Below are 21,964 nucleotides of genomic sequence, written 5' to 3'. Positions count from 1 at the left end.
TTGATTTTAGCACAAAAATACTTTTTTTTGTGAATTATACAAGTTCAAAATGCAACATTTGTTAAGAAAAAGTTATTTTGTTGATAACTTTCATGTGGTTTGTCGTTAAAAAAAACACTTTTCATTTTTTTAAGTTGTATTGGTTGCGGATTTGGTAAAACAAAAAAAGGCTAACAGTTACGTTAGCCTTTTTAAAATAGTTAAGATTTTATTAGAAAATCACTTTGTAAGTTTTGGTAGAACCATTTTCTAAAGTTACTTCTACTAATAATGCACTTTGTGTTTTTGCAATGTTTTTACTAGTGAATGTAGTTGCATTTACATTGTTAAATGTTCCTAAAACTCTTCCTAATAAATCGTGTACACGAACCGATTGAATAGTCTGGTTATTTGTGTTTACATTGATACTTTCATTTGTGTAAACAGTTACTGCATTTGCAATAAAGTCTTCATTTCCTAAAGTCTCATTATTAAATTTCAATACAAAACGATTTTCGTAATTACCTACGGTTGCTGTAAAACTATATGGTGCAACACGCAAATCGTGTGTTATACCTAATGTTTTGTCTTCTAAATAAATACTTTGAGAAGCGTCTGTAAATAAACCATCAACTGTTGAAATTCCTAAAGTATGTATTCCATTTTGTGAAATTTTAATACCTAATGGGATTAAATCATCATTATTAAACGGCAAAGCTTTTCCTTGAATATTTAATTTGTCTGTGTTTGAGAAGGAATATAGTTCAAAACTCGCTTTTACATCCAAAGCAGGTGCGTCGTACATACGGTCTATTTCATTAGTTGCGCCAGCTACGTAACCAACTAAAGTCGTACTTGAAGTGGCAGAAGGTGTAATTAAATTTAACCATATTCTGTGTTTTTCATCATTACCTGCATCGGTTACATTAGCGTTTCTATGGAAAATATCGTTTCTGTAATCATTTCTTCTCATGCTATTATTGAAAACTACATTTTCTGTTGCAGCGGCAGAACTATGATTCATTAATACGAAGAATCCTTGACCAGCTGCAATATTTCCATTTCCAATGGCTGGATTAGCTCCAGTTGCATTGTAGGTAATATAATCTCCAACAGTATAGTTTTGAGCATAATTGTTGTAAAATGGATCAACAGTAGCGGCTGAAGGCAAAGTACCATGTGTCCAAAACTTAATAAATCCTGCAATATTGGTATTAGCAGCTAAGAATAGATTAGCATTTATAGCTGAAGGATATGGATTACCAATTAAATTCCAGTTGTCATCATCTCTAGTTGCTAGAGTTGTAGAAACTCCTGTTGCATAATTAACACCATCATAAACGCCTCTACTTATTGGCATGTTGATATTTCCATTATTAGGGACACCTACAAAGTTTGCTGTAAAGTTTTGAAGGACTGTGGTATAAGAATTAGGACCTCTTACAATATATCCTTTTCCGGCTACCATTGCTTCGTTTGCTGCTGTCCAGTTACCCCAACCATTAATATTAGCTCCAATTGTTGGAACCCATTTGAATCTATATCCAGCTGATGTTCCTGGAGATACTGCGCTTAATTGGAAGTTAGCTACAGGTGAAGACCAATAAACATAGTCTAGTTTTCTAACATTAACATTTCGTTTCATTGAGATATTACCCACGTTAGCCACATTGTTTACTTGAATTAAGCTTCCTGAGTTCTCAACATTGAATGTACCACTCGCATCTACAGTTACTTCGTCTGTTACTGTTAATGTATTGTCTGCTTCAATCTGTAGTAAACCATTTGGCCTTACAGTAACAATTCTTGCGTACGCGTCACTTGCGCTTGTATTAATATATGAATCATTTGGTCCGTCATAAATATATACACAGGTATTTGCATCTGGTACACCTGTAGGTTCCCAGTTGTTAGCATTATACCAATCTGCACTTGTGCCACCTTTCCAAAGTTTAGTACTATTTGTAATTGTAATAAATTCTGAAATTGGACATCCATTACCTAAAGTGGCATTAGCTGTAAACGACCATGAAGGTGAGGCTAATTGTAGTGCTGTTGGTCTAACATATACCGTTGTTACAGATTGCGCTACATAAGGTATAGTACATGCAGGATCAATAAAAGCAGCAACAGTTCCACCAGTCCATGTAAACGTTGTGTTTAATGGTCTTGTTCCAAATACTTGTACATCATCAATAGCCCATCCGTTAGCCCAAGCAGAACCTCCAGCTAAATAATATCTAAAACGAACCATTAAGTTAGGTTGCCCTGCAAAAGCAGTTAAGTCAACACTAACATTAGTAAACTGTCCTGCGAAACCTTGATTTGAAGTATAGGTTGCTAAAGTTGTTGGCCAAGTTGCTCCGCTATCAGTTGAAACATCAACATATCCAAATTGTACAGGTTCCCCTGGATAATATGAGAAATGATGTCTAAAACTTAAAGTTAAATCACTGTATGCTGAAGCGTCTAATACAGCAGTTCTTAACTGTGTATCTTTAGGATTAGGTGCTGTAAAATCTGAGTTTGCTAAAGCAAAACCGTCACCGATAGCTCTTGAAGTAATTGCTGGCTTCCATACAGTTCCAACTGGAACATAAGGACTTGTTCTACTTGTCCATTGTGTGTTAGCATCTGCTTGACCTACTACGTTAAATCGTACCATTGTTCCTAAGCCTGTTGTTCCATCTCCAAAATCTTCATTAACTAAATAATCAATAACTACGTCACCTCCAGCATCAATTTGAACGACATTATTTTCTCCACAAACATTTGGAACTGAAGGGGTAACTACAATATTTGCAGTTGGATTAACTTTTGCTATAATCTCTTCTCTATACCATGATTCACAGCTTCCGTTAAAAGCAGTAACATAATATTTTGTAGTAGTAGTTAAGAAAGGTGTAGTCCAGTTTGTAATTCCTGGCACAGCCGCTTGAGTTCCAATTAAAGTTCCTCCATATAATGAATCGTAAAATCTAAATTCAGTTACACCTGGAGTTCCTTCTACTCCTAAAACAACAGTTCCGTTGTCACATCTATCACCATCATATAAGGCAACTGGTTTTGCAACACAATCCGCAACAACGACTAATCTGTAATCTTCAGTTTCACCTGTTGTGTAATTGCCACAAGGAGCAATTATGTCAGAATCTTCTCTTGTTCTAATTCTGATTCTATACGTTCCTAATGGTTGAGCGATTGGTACTACAAATCCTCCTGTACCTTCAATTGTTTGAACAGCACCCGAATTGTAAACCATTTCACCTGGATCGGCAAATGTTCCGTCGTTATTCCAGTCTACCCACATTTCTATGTATTGTCTTGAAACTCTCAATAAATAATCAATTGCTACACCACCTCCTGGTACCTGAGTAACTGGTGTTGATGCAGTATAATCGGCATAGCCACTCGGAGCTCTACCTGTTCCCATATTGTTTAGGTTGGTAATTGCCCCAACTGTAAATATGTTTTCAATATATCTTGTACTAACATTAGATGTTGGGATACAGTAAGGGTCGCTAGCTGTTGTAGTAACGTTGCCATTTAGATTTCCTAAATATAATGGACCTCCAATACATAATCTATTGAAAGAGAAAACATATATGTAATATGTAGTTGAGTTTGCTAAGCCAGTTGCAGAGAAAGTATTTCCTGAACCATTTGCAATTACAGTGTAACCTGCTCCTACAGTTGCTCCAATTGTATAAGTTGTTCCATTTGCAGGTGTTGGAGCTACTGGATTTGTGCTAATCACAACTAAGTAATTATCAGGCTGTGGAACCGCATGTGTAAACGAACCTGAAATTACAGTACCTGTTGCAGATAAAGATAATGCTGTTGGTAAAGCTGTTGGCGCTACACAAGGAATGTTACAGTTTCCACTGTAAGTTATGTTTAAATCAAAACCTGGTCTTACAGTAAAGCCATTTGATATAAATCTTATCGTTATTGTTTGCCCTGGATTACCAGTATAATTTATTGTTCCGGCACCAGTATAAACTGCTAATTGTATTCCGCCTATTCCAACTCCATCATATAAAATAATTCCATCTGAACCAGATTGAGTGTCATAAGTACCATTTAGAGATACTACAGCTGTAGATGTTACATTTAAAACTGACCAGTCATCTCTATTGTTTCCGTAATTAGCTAAATTGTTGTGGTCTCTTAAAATACTGTTATCACCACAGGTTACGTTGTTAACTCCACTACCACTAACTAAAACTAAATTACTAACTGTTAAAGAAGCAGAAGTTGAGTATGTAGATGTGCCACAAGCATTAGTTGCAGAGGCTTGATATAGATAACCATTCATGGCTAATGTAGCTCCTGTAATGGTTAAAGTTGCAGTAGTAGCACCACTGTAAACCCCACCATTAACTACAGTACTCCATGAGCCACCACCATCAGTACTCACTTGCCATGTGTATGATGTTGGGCCATTTAAAGCGGTAACACTAAAGTTAGCTGTGCCACCTATATTTGTTGTTGCATTTGCAGGGTTAGCTGAAATGGTTGGAGTTGTAATTACTGTTATAGGTGTTGATATTGAACAGCCAGTAGGTAGAGTGTATACTACTGTTGCGGTACCAGTGGTAACGCCAGTTACAATGCCACCCCCAGAAATGGTAGCAGACCCTGTTCCATTTATAATAGACCATGTTCCTCCTCCTGTAGCATTTGTAAAGGCTGGAGTTGTTGCTCCGGTACAAACTGTTGCTGCTCCACCGCCAATAGCAGCTGGTAATGGATTAACTGTAAAAGTAGCTGCTGATGTTGCAGAACCTCCTGGTGTTGTAACTTGTACGGTTCCTGTTGTTCCTGCTCCAACTGTAACAGTTACTGTTGTTGCTGTATTTCCTGTAATGGTTGCTGCTGTACCGCCAATAGTAACGGCAGTTGCACCTGTTAAATTAGTTCCATTTATTACTAATGATGAGCCAACACAACCACTTGCAGCACCTAAACTAGTTATTGTTGGAGGTGAAGTGTGAGTAACGCATACAGTAAAACCGTTTGCGGTTAAATCACCATTAAAATCATGAATTTGAATTTTATAAAAAGCCCCTATGGTTAAACCTGTTAGGGTTAAAGTTTCAATACCGTTATCTCCTGTAACGTCAACACATGCTCCGCCAGTTGGTGTAGTAGCAGATCCGCAAGCACTAATTACTTTTACTACGGCATCAAAACCTGCAATTCCGTCAACGGTTACAACATGGCTTGAAGTTACAGCTTGGAATTCATACCAAACAGCATTTTCTGTTCCAGTAGTACAATCTCCGGTTTCGTTGTTGTCTGTTGCTCCGGTTGTTGAACCGGTTGTTGTAGTACAAGTGGTGTTTGAAGTAAGGGTAATGGCGCCAGAACAAACATCATTAGCTGGTGGTGGAACTGGTGAATAAACACAAATATCACCAGTCATGTTTCCATCACTGTTGTATCTTTGAATTCTAACTCTGTATCTTTGTCCAATGGTTGTCGCAAATGTTATGGTTTCATCTCCTCCAGCACCAAATGCATCAGCACATGCAACAGAAGCCATTGTAGCTGAGCAAGCTCCCTGAAAAAGGGTTAGCACAGCATCTTCAGAATCTGGTGAATAAGTGATTGTAGTCGATGTACTTGTTGCGTCAAACCAACCCCAAGCATCATCACGATCAGCAGCATTACAACCAGCTGCACTATTCCAATAATCAGTATTGTTATTAGAATCCCATGTTTGAAATGTACAAGTTGAGTTGACTGTTAGTTGACCGCCTGCATTACTGTCGCAATCACTTCTTTGTCCAAAGACATTTGAAATCCCACAAAGCATAAATAAAGCAACTAACCAAGTGGTTGTGCTGTTTTTCCAGTTTTTTGAAGTCGACGTAAGTGGGTTAATCATTGACTTCACCATTTTTGTTAAGTAATTTTTTTGCATAAAAATTAAAATTTAATTAAAACAATTGGCTTGGGGAAGCTTATGTTTTGCAAGTATGCTTAAAAATAAACCTGTAAGTAAACTTTTTAGCTTTTCTTCCTCACAACAAATCTAAAGACTTGTTAATGTAAATATATAAATAATTAGTTTAAAAAAAAGTATAACTGTATCTTTTTTTGGAATAACTGTACCTTTTTCTTGAAATAACTGTTTAAAGCGCAAAAGTATGTTAAATTTTTAGATGGCAAAACTTTTATCGATTATATGTTAATTTATTTCGTTGAAATTAAGCAGTTTAGGTTTTAAAGATGCTTTTGGAGTTATAATGAATAGATTTTCAGGTGTTTTTTATTATTGTTAAAGAATATGGGTATTTATTTTTAATTGATTTTTGTTGAAAAAATCTTAAGGTTATTTTTTGTTTTTTTTTCCAAAAGTAAAACCAAGGCTGTTTTTTTTTCGTAAGTAAATTGTGTTAGGTAAAAAGTTGTACCTTTCAAATAATAATTAAAATTTTATTTCACTATCTTTAATTAATTATTTTTTTACTAAATTTGTAATGTAATGTTTTAAATGCCAACACTATGAAAAGAATTTTACTTTCAACATTAGGGCTTATTAGTTCATGTGCTGTTTTTTCACAAATGTATGTGAGTCCAAATAGTTACGTGTTTGTAAACGATCAGTTTATGTATGTAACGCAAGATGTAAACTTGCAAAATAACGGTAATTTCTTTTTGAGGAATAATTCACAATTATTACAAGGTACTGCTGGTGCTGGCGCTAATACAGGTGCGGGTAAACTTTCTGTTTTTCAAGAAGGCACAACTAATAATTTTCAATACAATTATTGGTGTTCACCAGTAGGTAACGCTTCAGCTGCTGTAGGAAATGAAGCGTTTGGAATTACCATGTTGAATCGTCCTACGGGTATAATCACAAGTACTGCGGCAACTATTTTGCCTACAAATAATTACAATGGAACTGCAAGTCCTTTGGCAATTGCACCATATTGGATATGGAGATTTATAACTTCTAATGCTTATGCGCAATGGACGTATGTGGGTGCTGGATCTACAATTAATGCAGGTGAAGGTTTTACAATGAAAGGAACTTCAGGAACAGATGCTACTGTTGCTCAAGCAATAGAAGGAGTTCAAAATAATTCAGGAAGCAGACAACGTTATGATTTTAGAGGAAAACCTAACGATGGAAATATGTCAATTCCGGTATCTGCAGGTAACTTTACTTTAGTTGGTAATCCGTATCCAAGTGCTATTGATTTAAATGCTTATTTGTTACATCCGTCTAATGCGGCTGTAATTAATGGTCAAGCTTATTTTTGGGAACAAGTAACTGTTAATACTCATATTTTAAATCAATACCAGGGAGGTTATGGTATTTATAATCCAGGTACTGGAATTTATACTCCTGCTGCTTTTTGGACGTATGACGGCGCTGGAAACCAAGGGGTTCCTGCTGGTTCTGGTACAGTTTTTCAAAGAAGATTCAGTCCTGTTGGGCAAGGTTTTATGGTACTAGGGACTGCTGCGGGTAGTGTTACTATGCAAAACGCATTTCGTGTTTTTGTAAAGGAAGGTGTAGTTAATCAGTCGGAATTTGCAAGAACTGGAGAGGTTGCTTCAACAGATGTTTATGATCCAAACTCTGAATTTTTTCCTGAAATTCCTAACGTAGCAGGAACAGATTATACTCAAATTAGAAAAGGTACAGCTCCTTATATTAGAATTCATGCCATGTATAATAATGGTGGTGTTCGTCCAACAACTATTGCGTTTTTAGATACAGCTACTGATGGTTTTGATTATGGTGCTGACGGACGTTCTCCATCTGGTGAAACAGCAGAATTTTATTATGTATTAACTGACATGCCACATGAATATGTAGCAACAGCGGTTCAATTTGATATTGATAAAAGAATACCTGTTGGTTTTAGATGTACTGCAAGCACAAACTTTAAACTTCAGGTAAAAGATGTGGTAGATTTTGATGCCAATCAGCCAGTATATTTACACGACAAACAAACAGGAATTTACTATGATATTAAAAATGGTATTTTTGATATGGTAATGCCAGCAGGTGATAATAGAACGCGTTATGAAATTACATTCAAAAATACTGATGACGTATTGAGTAATCCATCAGATGTTGCAGATGCTTTTACTGTTTTTCAAAATAACGAGAATGGAATGTTAACCATTTACAATACTTTAAATAAAGATATTACATCTTTAATGATGTATGATGTTACAGGTAAATTAGTATTGAATAAATCAAATTTAGGAAGTGCGGTTTCGTTTGAATTTTCAACTTCAGCTTTAAGTGATGGTGTTTATGTAGTAAAAACGAAAACAAAAGATAACTTAGATATTAGTAAAAAAGTAATTGTTTCTAGAAAATAAGAGTTACTAGGTTTACATTATAAATAAAAAAGCAGCTTTATAAAAGGCTGCTTTTTTATTTAAGAATTTAGTAAGACAATGAGGGTTAAATGTAAATAGAAACAACCCTATCATAAAGTTTGCTGCGATTCTATTTTTTTTTGAAGAAAAAAACGGCCAATAAATTGACGGTTAAATCTATAAGTTATTAGTAAATTATTTTTTTGACAATTTTAATATTGTTTTCTAGAGTTATCTGAATAAGTAAAGGTAAATTTGATTTTACTAATTGATTTTCGCTATACTTATTTGAATTTACTTTTTTGTTTTGTGAAATTAGTCTTCCTAAAGTATCATAAACTAAGACTTCTTTGATGATTTCGTTAGCTTCAATGTTAAGAGCATCATTTGTGTAAATAACTACCGATTCATTATTTATAAAGTCTTCATTTCCTAAAGTTTCATTCGAAAATTTTAATACAAATCTAGTATTGTAATCCCCTGCTGAAGTAGTAAAACTGTATGGTGACTCTTTTAAATTGTGTGTCAGGTTTAATTCTAAATCTTGAATATAGATATCTTGATTGCCTTCAAACAAACCATCTACAGCTGATAATCCAAAAGTGTAAATACCATTTTGATTTGTTGTAAATCCTAGTGGAATCTCGTCATTTGTTGTAAAAGGTAATGCCTTTCCTTGAATAGTAAAATATTGATTTTCAATAATACTATATAATTCAAAATTATTTTTAAGTTTGGTTTCTGCATCAAAAACTCTATCGATTCCATTAGTAGCTTCATCAACATATCCTACTAATAAACTACTTGCAATCTGATTAGGATTTACTAGGTTTAACCAAATGCGGTGCTTTTCGTCAGCATCTTCAGAAGTTGTTGTATTTCCATTTCTAAAGAACTGATTATTTGATATATCTGAACCTCGCATATCGTTCGTAAATATTGCGTTTCCTGACTGTGAAGCAGAATTATGATTCATTTTTACAAAGAAACCTTGTCCGGCACCAATTACACTCAAAGCGCCAGGTATAGATGTTCCAGTTCCGTTAATCAACAAATAATCGTCTGTAGAATAATTATATGTAAAATTACCATAAAAAGGAGAGTTGTTGTTTGCGCTTACAGGTGTGTTATGTGTCCAAACACGAACAAAGCCATCAAGCGAAGTATTGCTATTTAAAAATCGGATTGCATTAATCGCAGAAGGGTATGGGTTTCCAATTAAATTCCAGTTATCATCATCTTCTGTAACTTTTAAATTGCCGTTCATATAACTATTTCCAGCATAATTACCTCTTGCTATAGGAGTATTTATATTGCCATTATTTGGAACTCCCGTAAAAGTAGCTGTAAAATTTTGAGTTGTATTTGTTGGAAAATTATTAGGAGCTCTAATGATATATCCCTTTCCTAATGTCATAATTTGGTTAGACGCTCCAGCCCAATTTCCAAATCCATTTAAGTTGTTTCCAATTGTTGGAACCCATTTGTAAATAGAACTCGAATTAGGTGATACTTGTGATGTATTAAAACTAGTTACAGGTGATGACCAGTATACATAGTCAAATTTAGATATTGATGTGTTTCTTTTTAGTTGGATGTTTCCTGAATTGGCTACATTGTCTATTTGTATTAAACTTGATGCATTTTCAATTATAAAAGAAGCAGTTGAACTAATGTTAACACTTCCTTTAACTCTTACACTTCCTGAGTTATTTAAAGTTAAAAATCCAGTATTTGAAATTGTAATGGTTTTAGCTTCTGCATTAGTTGTAGAAACAATACAGTTTACGTTGTTGTTTATGATTACGTCACAATTAATTGTTGGTACACCTGTAGGAGACCAATTAGCACTGTTATTCCAGTTGGTGTTTTGAACGCCTGTCCATGTTTTTGTACAAGCAGGAGGCGGAGTACAATCATAGTTTCTAGTTACAGTAATATTTGGATTATTTTGAATAGCACCTCTAACACAATAAGTAGAATTAGCAGTACATGTTGTTATAGAACCTCCTCCATTTAAATTCCCATAAACAATTAAGTTTACATTTCTAAGGTTTAAAGTTCTGCCGTTTAAGTTTAAATCACCATTAATGATAATAGTTTGCGTATTCCCATTACCGCAATTTCCGTTACCTAGCCCACTGAAGGCACTTGGAAATGAAGTGTTATTTGTTAAGGAATAACTTCCGTTAAATGTGTAGGGGTTTTGTGAAAAAACTATAAAAGGTAAAAGAAAGAGAAAGAATAAAATGTTTTTTTTCATTGAGGGTAAAAATTTTATAGATGTTATTTTTTTAATTGGTTGCAAAGATAAAATGCTGATTACTAAATACTATGCTTGCATAATAGTTTTTTCTTATGGTTAGATAATTGCAAAGTAATTTTTTTGTTAACTATCTGTAAATCAAGTAATTTTATTTTTTGTGAATTTTGTGAGATGTCTCGTGTTTTAGCAGTTTTCCTTTCTCTATTTTTAATTCATGTTGCTATTTTTTGTATTTAATTAAATTAAATTTATAAAAAAGGTGGTTATATGATAATAATGATGTAAAATTGATTTTTAATCAATTAAATGTTAATGAATTGTTATAAAATCATTCTTTTTATGAGATAAAAGCAATTTTTAAACTTGTGTGCACGTTTTTTTAATGGTAGTTTTATCTCTTAAGATTAAAAAGAGTTTTAGAGTGTAATAAAATAAAATCATAAAGCGTTTTTTCCTTCCTTTGTAATGTGATTCAAGAAATAGAACAATACTTCCCTAATAACATTCAACTCTTTATAAAAAGAGAAGATTTGTTGCATCCTATTATTTCTGGAAATAAATTCAGAAAACTCAAATACAATATTGAAGAAGCGAAAAGATTAAATCAAACGACTTTACTAACCTTTGGTGGAGCTTTTTCAAATCATATTTTAGCGGTTGCTGGAGCTGGAGCCGAATTTGGTTTTAAAACAATTGGCGTTATACGAGGTGAAGAATTAGAAGATAAGATTTCAGAAAATCCTACTTTAGCTAAAGCACAAGAATTAGGAATGCAATTTTACTTCGTAAGTAGAACAGCTTATCGCGATAAAGAAGAGCCTTCTTTTATTTCGCATTTGCATGAAAAGTATGGAGACTTCTATTTAGTTCCCGAAGGAGGTACTAATTATTTGGCTATAAAAGGCTGTGAAGAAATTTTAACTTCAACAGATAAAGAGTGTTTTACTCACATTGTTTGTCCAGTAGGAACAGGCGGAACAATTTCGGGTTTAATTAATTCGTCAACTGAAAAACAGCAATTAATTGGATTTTCTTCGTTAAAAGGTGCTTTTTTGTCTGAGGTAATTCGTAATTTTGTATCGAAAACCAATTGGAGTATAAACGATAATTATCATTTTGGTGGTTATGGAAAAGTAACCAGCGAATTGATTCATTTTTTAAATTCGTTTTATAGTGAAACGACTATTCCATTGGATCCTGTATATACAGGTAAGATGGTTTTTGGAGTTTTGGATTTGATTAAAAAAGGATATTTTCCAGAAAATTCAAAAATTTTAATGATTCATACTGGTGGTTTACAAGGAATTAAAGGCATGAATTTTGCTTTGCAAAGTAAGAATAAAGAAATAATACAGTTTTATGAAAATTAAATTTGCTCTATTTATTTTGGCACTTTTTGTAGTAAGTTGTACGAGCACTAAACCAGTTGTTAGAACTACTACAAAGCCTAAAGTAACGACAAAATCTAAGCCAGTAACTCAAACAAAAAAGACAACAAAGCCAGTTGTTACTACTTCATCAACTAAATCGGAAACCACAGAATCAAAATCCAAAACCGATTCAGAAGTTAGTTTAGTGGCTACATCTAACGTGAAAACGTATGCTGAAGAGATTCAAATTTATGTAGATAATTTTAAAGAAATTGCTCAAAATAACATGCGAGCTCACGGAATTCCGGCAAGCATTACATTGGCGCAAGGTATTCTAGAATCGGGTGCAGGTAAAGGAAAATTGGCATTAAGTGCTAATAATCACTTCGGAATAAAATGTCACACAGGTTGGAAAGGTGAAAGTGTAAAACACGACGACGATGCTGCTCAAGAATGTTTTAGAAAATATGAGCATCCATCAGAATCGTATCGTGATCATTCTTTATTCTTAACGTCTAGACCCCGTTATTCTAATTTGTTTAAATTAGATAAAGGTGATTATGAATCTTGGGCAAAAGGATTAAAATCGGCAGGTTATGCAACGGATGTAAAATATCCAGATAAATTAATTGGATTAATTGAACGTTTCGAATTATATAAATACGATAATGAAGTTCTAAGTCGCGATTTTAAACCTTCAAAAAAAGAAATGATTCTAGCGCAAGGTGGCGATTATTATACCATTCAACAAGGCGATACTTTGTATTCTTTGTCAAAAAGATTCAATCTTTCGGTGGATCATTTAAAGAAATTAAACAACATGTCTGACAATACCATTTCTATTGGGCAACAAATCAAAATAAAATAATGTTATATAAAAGAAGTAGCGAACTATTTGTAGAGGCTAACAAAGTAATTCCTGGTGGCGTAAATTCTCCAGTAAGAGCATTTAAAGGAGTAGGAGGTACTCCTATTTTTGCGAAAGAAGCAAAAGGAGCTTATTTGTATGATGAAGATGGAAACCGATTAATCGATTATATCAATTCGTGGGGACCAATGATTTTAGGTCATGCCTACGAGCCTGTGGTGAACGCGGTTATAGAAAAAGCTAAAAAAGGAACTTCTTTCGGAATGCCAACAGAATTAGAAACTCAGATTGCTCAATTAGCAGTTTCTATGGTTCCAAATATCGATAAAATTCGTTTTGTAAATTCGGGTACAGAAGCTTGTATGAGCGCTATTCGATTAGCACGAGGTTATACAAAGCGAGATAAAATAATCAAGTTTTCAGGATGCTATCACGGACACTCAGATTCGTTTTTAATTGCAGCGGGAAGTGGTTTGAGTACCTTTGGTGTGCCAAATTCTCCTGGTGTAACTGAAGGAACAGCAAAAGATACATTATTAGCGGCTTACAACGACATCGACAACGTAAAAGCATTGTTCGAAGCTAATAAAAATGAAATCGCAGCAATTATAATTGAACCTGTTGCTGGAAATATGGGATGTATTCCACCAGCACAAGGATTTTTAGAAGCTTTACGAGCGGTTTGTACAGAAAACGGAACTTTGCTTATTTTTGATGAAGTAATGACCGGTTTTCGCCTAGCAAAAGGTGGTGCGCAAGAATTATACGGAGTTCAAGCGGATATTGTTTGTTTTGGTAAAGTAATTGGTGGTGGATTACCTGTTGGGGCATTTGCGGCAAGAGAAGAAATCATGAATTACTTAGCGCCATTAGGACCAGTTTATCAAGCGGGAACATTATCTGGAAATCCGTTAGCTATGGCTGCAGGATTAGAAATGTTGAAAGCTTTGAATTCAGATACTGAGATTTTTAAACGTTTAGATGAAAAAACAGCTTATTTAGAAAAAGGTATTCAAAAAGTATTAACAGAAGAAAATATAGTTTTTACTATTAATAGAGTAGGGTCGATGATTTCAGTTCATTTTGATGCTAATCCTGTTTATGATTTTGCAACGGCTAAAAACGGAGATAACGATACTTTTAAGAAGTTCTTCCACGGATTATTAAACAGAGGAATTTATATTGCACCTTCCGCTTATGAAACCTGGTTTATTACTGATGCGTTAACGTATGAAGATTTAGATTTTACCATTGCTAAAATTAAAGAAGTAGCAAAAGAACTATAAAAAAAGTCCCGATAAAATCGGGACTTTTTTTATTTAATTAAGTTTTCGTAAAGTTTTTTATTACTTTTTAACTTTTTTAATTGTTCTGGAGAAAGTGATCCATCTAATTTACTTTTCATAGTTTCGTAAACTTGATTGCGCTCTTGATCAGTTGTTGCTTTAGCTAATGTTTCGTGTTTATAAGTTAATAAATTAATTAATCCATTTTCTAACGAGCTTTCAAGAGTAATTTCCTTAACTAATTCAGCTATTTCCATTTTTGCTTGTACAACAGGGTCTTTAGATTTTTTTTCCTGAACTTTATCTTGAGCAAGTGCAGTATTACTTAAAGCAAAAAAGATTATCAATGATAGAAATATTTTTTTCATAATAGATTTAATAAATTAAATGTTGTTTCGTCAAAACTAAATTAAATTCAATAAATATCAAAATATTTCAATGAAATAATTATTTAGTACTACGTTTTTCAACCTTTTTTTCAATTCTCTCTTTTCTGTCCTCTTTTCTATCTGCTTGCTTTTCTTCCCATTTTGCAAATTGTTCTGGCTTTAATATTTTTTTCATTTTGGCTTTTATTTCAATTTGATTGTCAAGCATTTCATTTTTTGCAGCAAATTTTTCATCAGCTGATGGCTTTTCACCTTTTTCTTTTTTAGCTTTCATAGCGGCAATTTTAGTTTCTCTTTTTTTACTTTGTTCTACTAAAATTGTTTTGATTTCTTTTTGTTGTTTATCATCTAAATCTAATTCCAAAGTCATTCTTTTGACTTGAAGTTCTGTTTGTTGCTCTGGAGTTAGTTTTGCTCCTCTTGCTTTTCTTTCTTGTGCAAAGGTTAGTGTGGTAGCTACTAATGCAATTGCTAAAATCATTTTTTTCATCTTTCTTATTTTTTAATTGTTTGATGATAAGACACAACCATTTTAAAAAGGTTTAATCATTAACAAAATATTATTAAAAATTGTTTTTAATTAATTGCAATAGAAAAACGTTTGTATATTTGCAAAGTGAAAAATTTAGTCATTTTAATCGCTTTTTTTATGCTGGTAAAGCCAGCTATTCCATTTTTGGAATACGTTATTAACTATGACTATATTGTAAAAGAGCTTTGTGAAAATAAGGAAAAACCAGAACTTAAATGTAATGGTAAATGTCACTTAACGAAGCAATTAGCAAAATCTGCTGAAGAAGATAAAAATGCTTCTTCAGATAAAAAGCAAAACGTAAAACAAGAAATTGAAACCATGTTTTGTCAAGAATTCAAAGTAGTTTCTTTTGCTAAAAACTTCGTTTTCACAAACAAAAAAATCAATTCTGACTATCAGAATTTGTATGCTTTGACTGCAATACAGTCCACTTTTCATCCACCCACCTTTTTAGTTTAATTTTTTATTGCAATCGTTTCTAATTCTAAGAATCGATTAGGATATCTATGTCCAAAATTGTTTAAAGAAATCAATCTTTAAGCACAAATAATATTAAATTTTAAAAACTAAAAATTTTCAAAAAATGAAATTTCAATTAAAAAATATAGTAGCTGTAATGGCTATAGCTTTAGCATTTACTTCATGTTCAGACGATGATAACAACGCAATAACAGGTGAAGGAAACTTAAAATTAGAATTCGATAACGTATATGGTGATGCAGATTTTGCATTCAATACAGCATACACAAACTCAAACGGAGAAGTTGTTAAAGCTTCAAATGCAATCTATATTGTGAGTAATATTGTTTTAACTAAAGAAGATGGTTCAACTTATACTGTGCCTAAAAGCGAAAGCTATTTCTTTGTAAACGAAGCAGATGCTACAAGTACATTATTAAATTTACCAAACATTCCAGCTGGAAATTACACAAAAGTTACCTTCGGAATTGGTGTTGATCAAGCGCAATTTAACGCTGGAGCAGACGGACAAGGAACTATGTGGACAGATGCGCAAGCATTAGGAATGACATGGTCTTGGGCTGCTGGATATAAATTTGTAAAATTCGAAGGAACTGTTACTTCAGCAACGCATACAAATGCAAATTACAGAGTGCATACAGGAAAAACCGGTGATGTATACAATTATGCCGAAGTTACTTTAGATTTACCAGACAACGCATTAGTAAGAACAAACATTACTCCTCAGGTTCATATCATGGCCGATTTAAAGAAGATTGTTGATGGTACAACGGTTATCAATTTTGAAGAAGGTCTAGACGTAATGGGAGGAACAAAAGTGCAAAACATTTCTGCAAACAACGTTCCTACAATGTTTGAAGTACACCACGTTCACAACGATTAATTTTAGTAAAAGCTAATCCAGCTGTACATTACAAGTCCGCAGGAAAAACAAAAATTTTGTAAACTAAAAAAAGGGCTTCTTAGGTCGCCTTTTTTAGCAACAAAATCAATTTGTTTTTCCTTTACGGGCTTTTAATTCCCATCTGGGCTAAAACATAGCGTTATGAAAACAAAATATTTAATTTTATTAGCAATTGGATTTTTATTCAGTTGCGCATCAGACGATTCATCAGAATACCAAAACATTCCTATTGATTATCAAGCGCCTTCAAATTTTCCACCATTAGCTTACAATATAGCTAATAATCCATTAACCGAAAAAGGTTTTGAATTGGGAAAAAAAATCTTTTACGATGGTCGCTTAGCTTCAGATGGAGTGGTTTCTTGTGGCTTTTGTCACATTCAAGAAGATGCGTTTACACATCACGGTCACACCTTTAGTCACGGTGTTGGTGATGGTGTTGGAACACGAAATGCACCACCCATTCAAAACATGGCTTATCAAACCCAATTTTTTTGGGACGGAGCAGCCGATCATATCGAATTGCTATCAATGGCGCCTATTTCTAACGAATTAGAAATGAATGGCGATATTATCAGTATAATCAATATGATGAAAAATGATAGTGAGTATAAAAAATTATTCCGTCAAGCTTTTCCAGGAGAAGAAATCAATTCCGAAAACATGTTAAAAGCACTATCACAATTTATGACCCTACTCACTTCTTCCAATTCACGTTTTGATAAATACAGAAGAAACGAAGCTGGAGGAACATTAACTTCAGACGAATTAGCAGGTTATGATTTGTTCAATCAAAAATGTGCTTCGTGTCATGCCACTGATATATTTACTGATAATTCGTTCAGAAACAACGGATTGCCAATAAATCCGTCAATAAACGACAAAGGAAGATATCGCGTAACCGAATTGGATATTGACAAATACAAGTTTAAAGTGCCAAGTTTGAGAAACATCGAAAAAACCGCACCTTACATGCACGATGGTCGTTTTTACACTTTAGAAGCAGTGTTAAATCATTATTCGTCAGGTGTTTCAAATACTCAAAATTTAGACGCAAGTTTAAACAATGGTGGAACATTAGGAATTCCGTTGACTGCAACCGAAAAATCACAACTTGTAGCCTTCTTAAAAACCTTGACGGATAACGAATTTTTAACGAATCCAAAATTTTCTGAATTTTAAAATGAAAAAATATATCATCATTTTCCTATTGATTTTTCAATATGGATTTACAGCCGAAAAAGACAGTTTGTCAACAATTAATCCGTTTTTAAAATTTCATCAAGTTTCTGAGGACTTTTTTGATGATTGCGATGCTTGTGGCTGTTCGGCAAGTGGCGGAAGCATGGGTTTTGCCTCTATGTTAAATACCAATTTTGTTGGAATTCGTTATTTTAACCAATCCTATAAAAGTACGGATGGTTTGTATAGTAACTCGGCTTGGTACAACGAAAGTTATAACACTATGCAGGTTTGGGCAAGAATTCCGGTGGTGAAAAAAGTACAAATTTCTGCTTTAATTCCTTATCATTTTCATAATCGAGAATCGGCAAATGGGAAACAAAATGTTAGCGGGATTGGAGATATCACCATTTTAGGAATGTATCAATTATACAAAACGCATAAAGACAGTACTTTTTTGGTTCATTCATTGCAAGCTGGAGCAGGAATAAAAGTTCCAACTGGAAAATTTGATGAAGCAAATAACGGTAGTTTCAACCCAAGTTACCAAGTAGGAACAGGAAGTTTAGATTATTTTTTAGCTACCGAATATGTGGTAAAAAGAAAAAAATTTGGGCTAAACACCATGCTTAATTATGTGATTAAAACTGAAAATGATAAAAATTATCGTTTCGGAAATCAATTCAATTATTCAGGAACTTTTTTCTATTTGTATGAAAAAGAAAAGTATTCGATAGCACCACAACTTGGTTTTGCAGGAGAAGTATATGAAGATAATTATCAGTTAGGACAAAAAGTTCGTAATACTGCTGGTGATATTTTCTTTGGTAAATTAGGCTTTGAAATAGGAAAAGATAAATTTTCTTTGGGAGCAAATGTAATGTTGCCAATTACTCAAAATTTGAATGGTGGTAATTTAGAAGCCAATTACCGTTGGAGTTTGAATTTGAATTATAGTTTATAATAAAAAAGGAACTCATTTGAGTTCCTTTTTTTATTTATTTCCCTAAATATTCAGCAATTTTATTATCACCGTCAACAATAATTTTCATTAAGCCATGTTTGCTAATGCCTTTACTAGCTACATCCCATTTTTTACCGCTTAAATCGGCTTTTATTTTTAAATCTCCAATTGAGATACCTTGGTTTGCTTTTAAAATTTCGATGATGTGTTTTTCATCTTCCGTTAATTCTGGTCCTTTTTTCTCTGGTCGCATTTGTGGAAAGAACAACACTTCTTGAATCGATGGATTATTCGTTAAAAACATGATTAATCGGTCCATTCCAATTCCTAAACCAGAAGTTGGCGGCATTCCGTATTCTAATGCTCTTAAGAAATCTTCATCAATAATTCCGTTGGCTTCATCATCACCTTTTTCGGCTAAAGCCATTTGTGCCTCAAAACGCTCACGTTGATCAATTGGGTCGTTTAATTCGGAATAAGCATTCGCGATTTCTTTACCACAAACCATCAATTCAAAACGTTCTGTTAATTCAGGATTATCTCGGTGCGATTTACATAAAGGCGACATTTCTTTCGGATAATCGGTGATAAAAGTTGGTTGAATGAAGTTGCCTTCACATTTTTCCCCAAAAATCTCATCAATTAATTTTCCTTTACCCATGGTATCGTTTACTTCGATTCCCATAGATTTTGCAGCTTCGCGCAATTCATCTTCCGATTTTCCTGTAATGTCAAAACCTGTGAATTGTTTGATAGCATCCGTCATCGTTACTCTTGCGTAAGGTGCTTTGAAGTTTACTTTGTGTTCGCCAAAAGTAGCTTCCGTAGTTCCGTTTACTTGAGTGGCACAATATTCTAATAAATTTTCGGTCATTTCCATCATCCAGTTGTAGTCTTTGTAGGCTACATAAATTTCCATTGCGGTAAATTCTGGATTGTGGGTTCTGTCCATTCCTTCGTTACGGAAATTTTTCGAAAATTCGTAAACACCATCAAAACCACCAACGATTAATCTTTTCAAATATAATTCGTTAGCAATTCGCATGTATAACGGAATATCTAAACTGTTATGATGTGTAATAAAAGGACGCGCTGCAGCTCCACCAGGAATTGATTGTAAAACTGGAGTTTCCACTTCCATATAACCTGCTTCATTAAAGAAAGTTCGCATAGCGGTGAACAATTTGGTTCTTTTCATGAATACTTCTTTCACATGTGGGTTTACTACTAAATCTACATAACGCATACGGTAGCGTAATTCTGGGTCAGTAAACGCATCAAATACGTGACCTTCTTCGTCAGTTTTTGGTAATGGAAGCGGTTTTAATGTTTTACTCAACATTTTAAAATCATCCACACGAACACACATAGCGCCTACTTTCGTCATGAATAATTCACCTTCAATTCCAATAAAATCACCTAAATCGGTTAATTTTTTGAAAACTTGATTGTAAAGCGTTTTGTCTTCGCCTTCGCAAAGTACATCGCGATTAAAATACAACTGAATTCTTCCTTCACTGTCTTGTAATTCAGCAAACGAAGCTTTTCCTTGATCACGAACACTCATCAAACGTCCAGCCAAAATAACCTTCTTGCCTTCTTCGAAATTTTCCTTCACTTGCTTTGAAGTGTGATTCACCGGAAATAAATCCGCTGGATAAGGGTTAATTCCAAGTTCGCGTAAAGCGTTTAGTTTGTCTCTTCTAATGATTTCTTGTTCCGAAAGTTGCATAGTATTGTATTTAAGCGTGCAAAGATAATTTATTTTGTTTCAAGTTCAAAAGTTTCAGGTTTCAAGTTTCAAGTTTCGAGATTCAGGTTTTTCATCATCCATCACCCATTATCCATCATCAAAAAACTATTCGTATCTTTGCGAAACTTTTTCAAAACACAATTTCGTTCGCTATGAATAAAAAAGTCCAACTTCAAGATTTAGGAAATAAAGATTACAAAGAAACTTGGGATTATCAAGAAGAACTATTCAAAGAAATTGTAGACATCAAAGTTCAAAATAGGAGAGAAGAAACTTCAATTGCTACACCAAATTATTTTTTATACGTGGAGCATCCGCATGTTTATACTTTGGGAAAAAGCGGAGATGTCTCGAATTTATTACTTTCCGAAAAACAATTAGAAGCAAAAGGAGCTACTTTTTATAAAATAAACAGAGGAGGAGATATTACGTATCATGGACCAGGGCAAATTGTAGGCTATCCTATTTTAGATTTAGAGAATTTTTTTACCGATATTCATAAATATTTACGATTCTTAGAAGAAGCAATTATTCTAACTTTAGCAGAATACGGATTGCACGGAACTCGAAGCGAAGGCGAAACAGGGGTTTGGTTTGATGTAGGAACGCCATTTGCTAGAAAAATTTGCGCTATGGGAGTGCGAGCTTCACGTTGGGTAACCATGCATGGTTTTGCATTAAATGTAAATGCCGATTTGGGCTACTTTGATAATATTATTCCATGTGGGATAAAAGGTAAAGCTGTAACTTCAATGCATGCAGAATTAGGTGAAGTTGTAAATGAGCAAGAAGTAAAAGAAAAAATTGTAAAGCATTTTCAAATTTTGTTTGAAGCTGAGATTGTTTAAAATTCAAGAGCAAATTCAAGTTTAATTGCAAAAGCTTTAAAGAAATTAAAATATCTCTGTGTAACTATCTTAATAAAAAGTGTTTCAAAAAAACTCTGCGAAGCTCTGTGTTAAACTACAATTCTAATGTCAATTGTTCAGGTAATAATCGGAAACTCATTCTGTGATATTTGCATGGGCCATATTTTTTAATGGCTACTCTATGGTCTTTTGTTGGATACCCTTTGTTTTTCTTCCAGTTATACATTGGAAATTCCTCGTGAATTTTATTCATGTATTCGTCTCGGTACGTTTTAGCTAAAACTGATGCAGCTGCAATACTCAAATATTTACTATCTCCTTTAATAATGCTTGTATTGGGGATTGATTTTAATAATTCAATTTCATCCGAGGTAAATATTTTTCCTGTTTTTTGTTTCATGCCTAATTTTCCATTCAAAGGACGATTTCCATCTACAATTATATGTTCAGGAGTGGGATTTAACTGTAAAATACATTCGTGCATCGCTTTCATCGAGGCATTAAGAATGTTTATTTCATCAATCTCATTAGGAAATATATGAGTCACAGAAAATGAAACGGCAGTAGTTTCAATTATTGGTTTTAATTTCTCTCGTATTTTTTCTGACAATTGTTTGGAGTCGTTGAGTAAAGTAAGCTCAAATTCTGTTGGAAGTAAAATGGCAGCTGCAGTTACTGGACCAGCTAAGCATCCTCTCCCAGCTTCGTCGGTTCCACATTCTAATATTAAATTACTGTAACTTTTACTTAACATACTTTTTTTTGAC

Annotated in this window: 15 protein-coding genes; 9 read left to right on the top strand and 6 right to left on the bottom strand. The window is 33.7% G+C overall.

Going from position 1 to position 21,964, the window contains the following annotated elements:
* Window positions 1-211: 211 nt before the first annotated feature.
* The gene (locus tag B2741_RS01845; RefSeq protein WP_291134889.1) at window positions 212-5,908 is read right to left on the bottom strand and encodes a GEVED domain-containing protein; all 5,697 of its coding nucleotides are present in this window, start codon (window positions 5,906-5,908) and stop codon (window positions 212-214) included.
* A gap of 584 nt (window positions 5,909-6,492) precedes the next feature.
* On the opposite strand from B2741_RS01845, the gene B2741_RS01840 reads away from it, so the two are divergent.
* Window positions 6,493-8,331, top strand: a complete 1,839-nt coding sequence (locus B2741_RS01840; protein ID WP_291134887.1) for a T9SS sorting signal type C domain-containing protein — start codon at window positions 6,493-6,495, stop codon at window positions 8,329-8,331.
* Window positions 8,332-8,518: 187 nt separating this feature from the next.
* Here B2741_RS01840 and B2741_RS01835 read toward each other — a convergent pair whose 3' ends face one another.
* Window positions 8,519-10,594: a hypothetical protein gene (locus B2741_RS01835; protein WP_291134885.1), complete on the bottom strand. Its 2,076-nt coding sequence runs from the start codon at window positions 10,592-10,594 to the stop codon at window positions 8,519-8,521.
* A 470-nt stretch (window positions 10,595-11,064) separates the two neighbouring features.
* Between B2741_RS01835 and B2741_RS01830 the strand changes: the two genes are divergently transcribed.
* Genes B2741_RS01830 through hemL form a run of 3 tightly spaced genes read left to right on the top strand, consistent with a single transcriptional unit; the run spans window position 11,065 to window position 14,121 of the window.
* On the top strand, window positions 11,065-11,967 hold the full coding sequence (locus B2741_RS01830) for a 1-aminocyclopropane-1-carboxylate deaminase/D-cysteine desulfhydrase (protein ID WP_291134883.1): 903 nt from the start codon (window positions 11,065-11,067) through the stop codon (window positions 11,965-11,967).
* Window positions 11,957-12,835: a glucosaminidase domain-containing protein gene (locus B2741_RS01825; RefSeq protein ID WP_291134881.1), complete on the top strand. Its 879-nt coding sequence runs from the start codon at window positions 11,957-11,959 to the stop codon at window positions 12,833-12,835. The genes B2741_RS01830 and B2741_RS01825 overlap by 11 nt, the downstream gene beginning before the upstream one ends.
* Window positions 12,835-14,121: a glutamate-1-semialdehyde 2,1-aminomutase gene (gene hemL, locus B2741_RS01820; RefSeq protein WP_291134879.1), complete on the top strand. Its 1,287-nt coding sequence runs from the start codon at window positions 12,835-12,837 to the stop codon at window positions 14,119-14,121. Before B2741_RS01825 ends, hemL begins: the two co-directional genes overlap by 1 nt.
* A gap of 29 nt (window positions 14,122-14,150) precedes the next feature.
* Here the strand turns inward: hemL and B2741_RS01815 are convergent, their stop codons facing one another.
* Together B2741_RS01815 and B2741_RS01810 are read right to left on the bottom strand one after the other, a co-directional pair.
* Window positions 14,151-14,489, bottom strand: a complete 339-nt coding sequence (locus B2741_RS01815; protein WP_291134877.1) for a hypothetical protein — start codon at window positions 14,487-14,489, stop codon at window positions 14,151-14,153.
* A gap of 79 nt (window positions 14,490-14,568) precedes the next feature.
* Window positions 14,569-14,991: a hypothetical protein gene (locus B2741_RS01810; RefSeq protein ID WP_291134875.1), complete on the bottom strand. Its 423-nt coding sequence runs from the start codon at window positions 14,989-14,991 to the stop codon at window positions 14,569-14,571.
* A gap of 168 nt (window positions 14,992-15,159) precedes the next feature.
* On the opposite strand from B2741_RS01810, the gene B2741_RS01805 reads away from it, so the two are divergent.
* The 4 genes from B2741_RS01805 (at window position 15,160) to B2741_RS01790 (ending at window position 18,575) form a co-directional block, all read left to right on the top strand.
* On the top strand, window positions 15,160-15,504 hold the full coding sequence (locus B2741_RS01805; RefSeq protein ID WP_291134873.1) for a hypothetical protein: 345 nt from the start codon (window positions 15,160-15,162) through the stop codon (window positions 15,502-15,504).
* Between the two features lie 124 nt (window positions 15,505-15,628).
* Window positions 15,629-16,408 carry an MbnP family protein gene (locus B2741_RS01800; protein ID WP_291134871.1) on the top strand — a complete coding sequence of 260 codons (780 nt, stop codon included), beginning with the start codon at window positions 15,629-15,631 and terminating at the stop codon, window positions 16,406-16,408.
* Between the two features lie 162 nt (window positions 16,409-16,570).
* Window positions 16,571-17,611 (top strand): cytochrome-c peroxidase, encoded by a 1,041-nt coding sequence (locus tag B2741_RS01795; RefSeq protein ID WP_291134869.1) that lies wholly within the window; start codon window positions 16,571-16,573, stop codon window positions 17,609-17,611.
* Between the two features lies 1 nt (window position 17,612).
* On the top strand, window positions 17,613-18,575 hold the full coding sequence (locus B2741_RS01790) for a transporter (RefSeq protein ID WP_291134867.1): 963 nt from the start codon (window positions 17,613-17,615) through the stop codon (window positions 18,573-18,575).
* A gap of 34 nt (window positions 18,576-18,609) precedes the next feature.
* On the opposite strand, the gene lysS is transcribed toward B2741_RS01790, so the two are convergent.
* Window positions 18,610-20,307, bottom strand: a complete 1,698-nt coding sequence (lysS, locus tag B2741_RS01785) for a lysine--tRNA ligase (RefSeq protein ID WP_291134865.1) — start codon at window positions 20,305-20,307, stop codon at window positions 18,610-18,612.
* Between the two features lie 173 nt (window positions 20,308-20,480).
* On the opposite strand from lysS, the gene lipB reads away from it, so the two are divergent.
* A complete protein-coding gene (gene lipB, locus B2741_RS01780) occupies window positions 20,481-21,176 on the top strand; it encodes a lipoyl(octanoyl) transferase LipB (protein WP_291134863.1) in 696 nt (231 codons plus the stop codon).
* 115 nt (window positions 21,177-21,291) lie between these two features.
* Here lipB and B2741_RS01775 read toward each other — a convergent pair whose 3' ends face one another.
* Complete coding sequence (locus tag B2741_RS01775) at window positions 21,292-21,951, bottom strand: ribonuclease HII (RefSeq protein ID WP_291134861.1); 660 nt, start codon at window positions 21,949-21,951, stop codon at window positions 21,292-21,294.
* Window positions 21,952-21,964 lie beyond the last annotated feature (13 nt).

The sequence above is a fragment of the Flavobacterium sp. UBA7663 genome, from assembly GCF_002483315.1.
Taxonomy (GTDB): Bacteria; Bacteroidota; Bacteroidia; order Flavobacteriales; family Flavobacteriaceae; genus Flavobacterium.
This window is presented reverse-complemented; position numbering and strand designations above follow the sequence as displayed.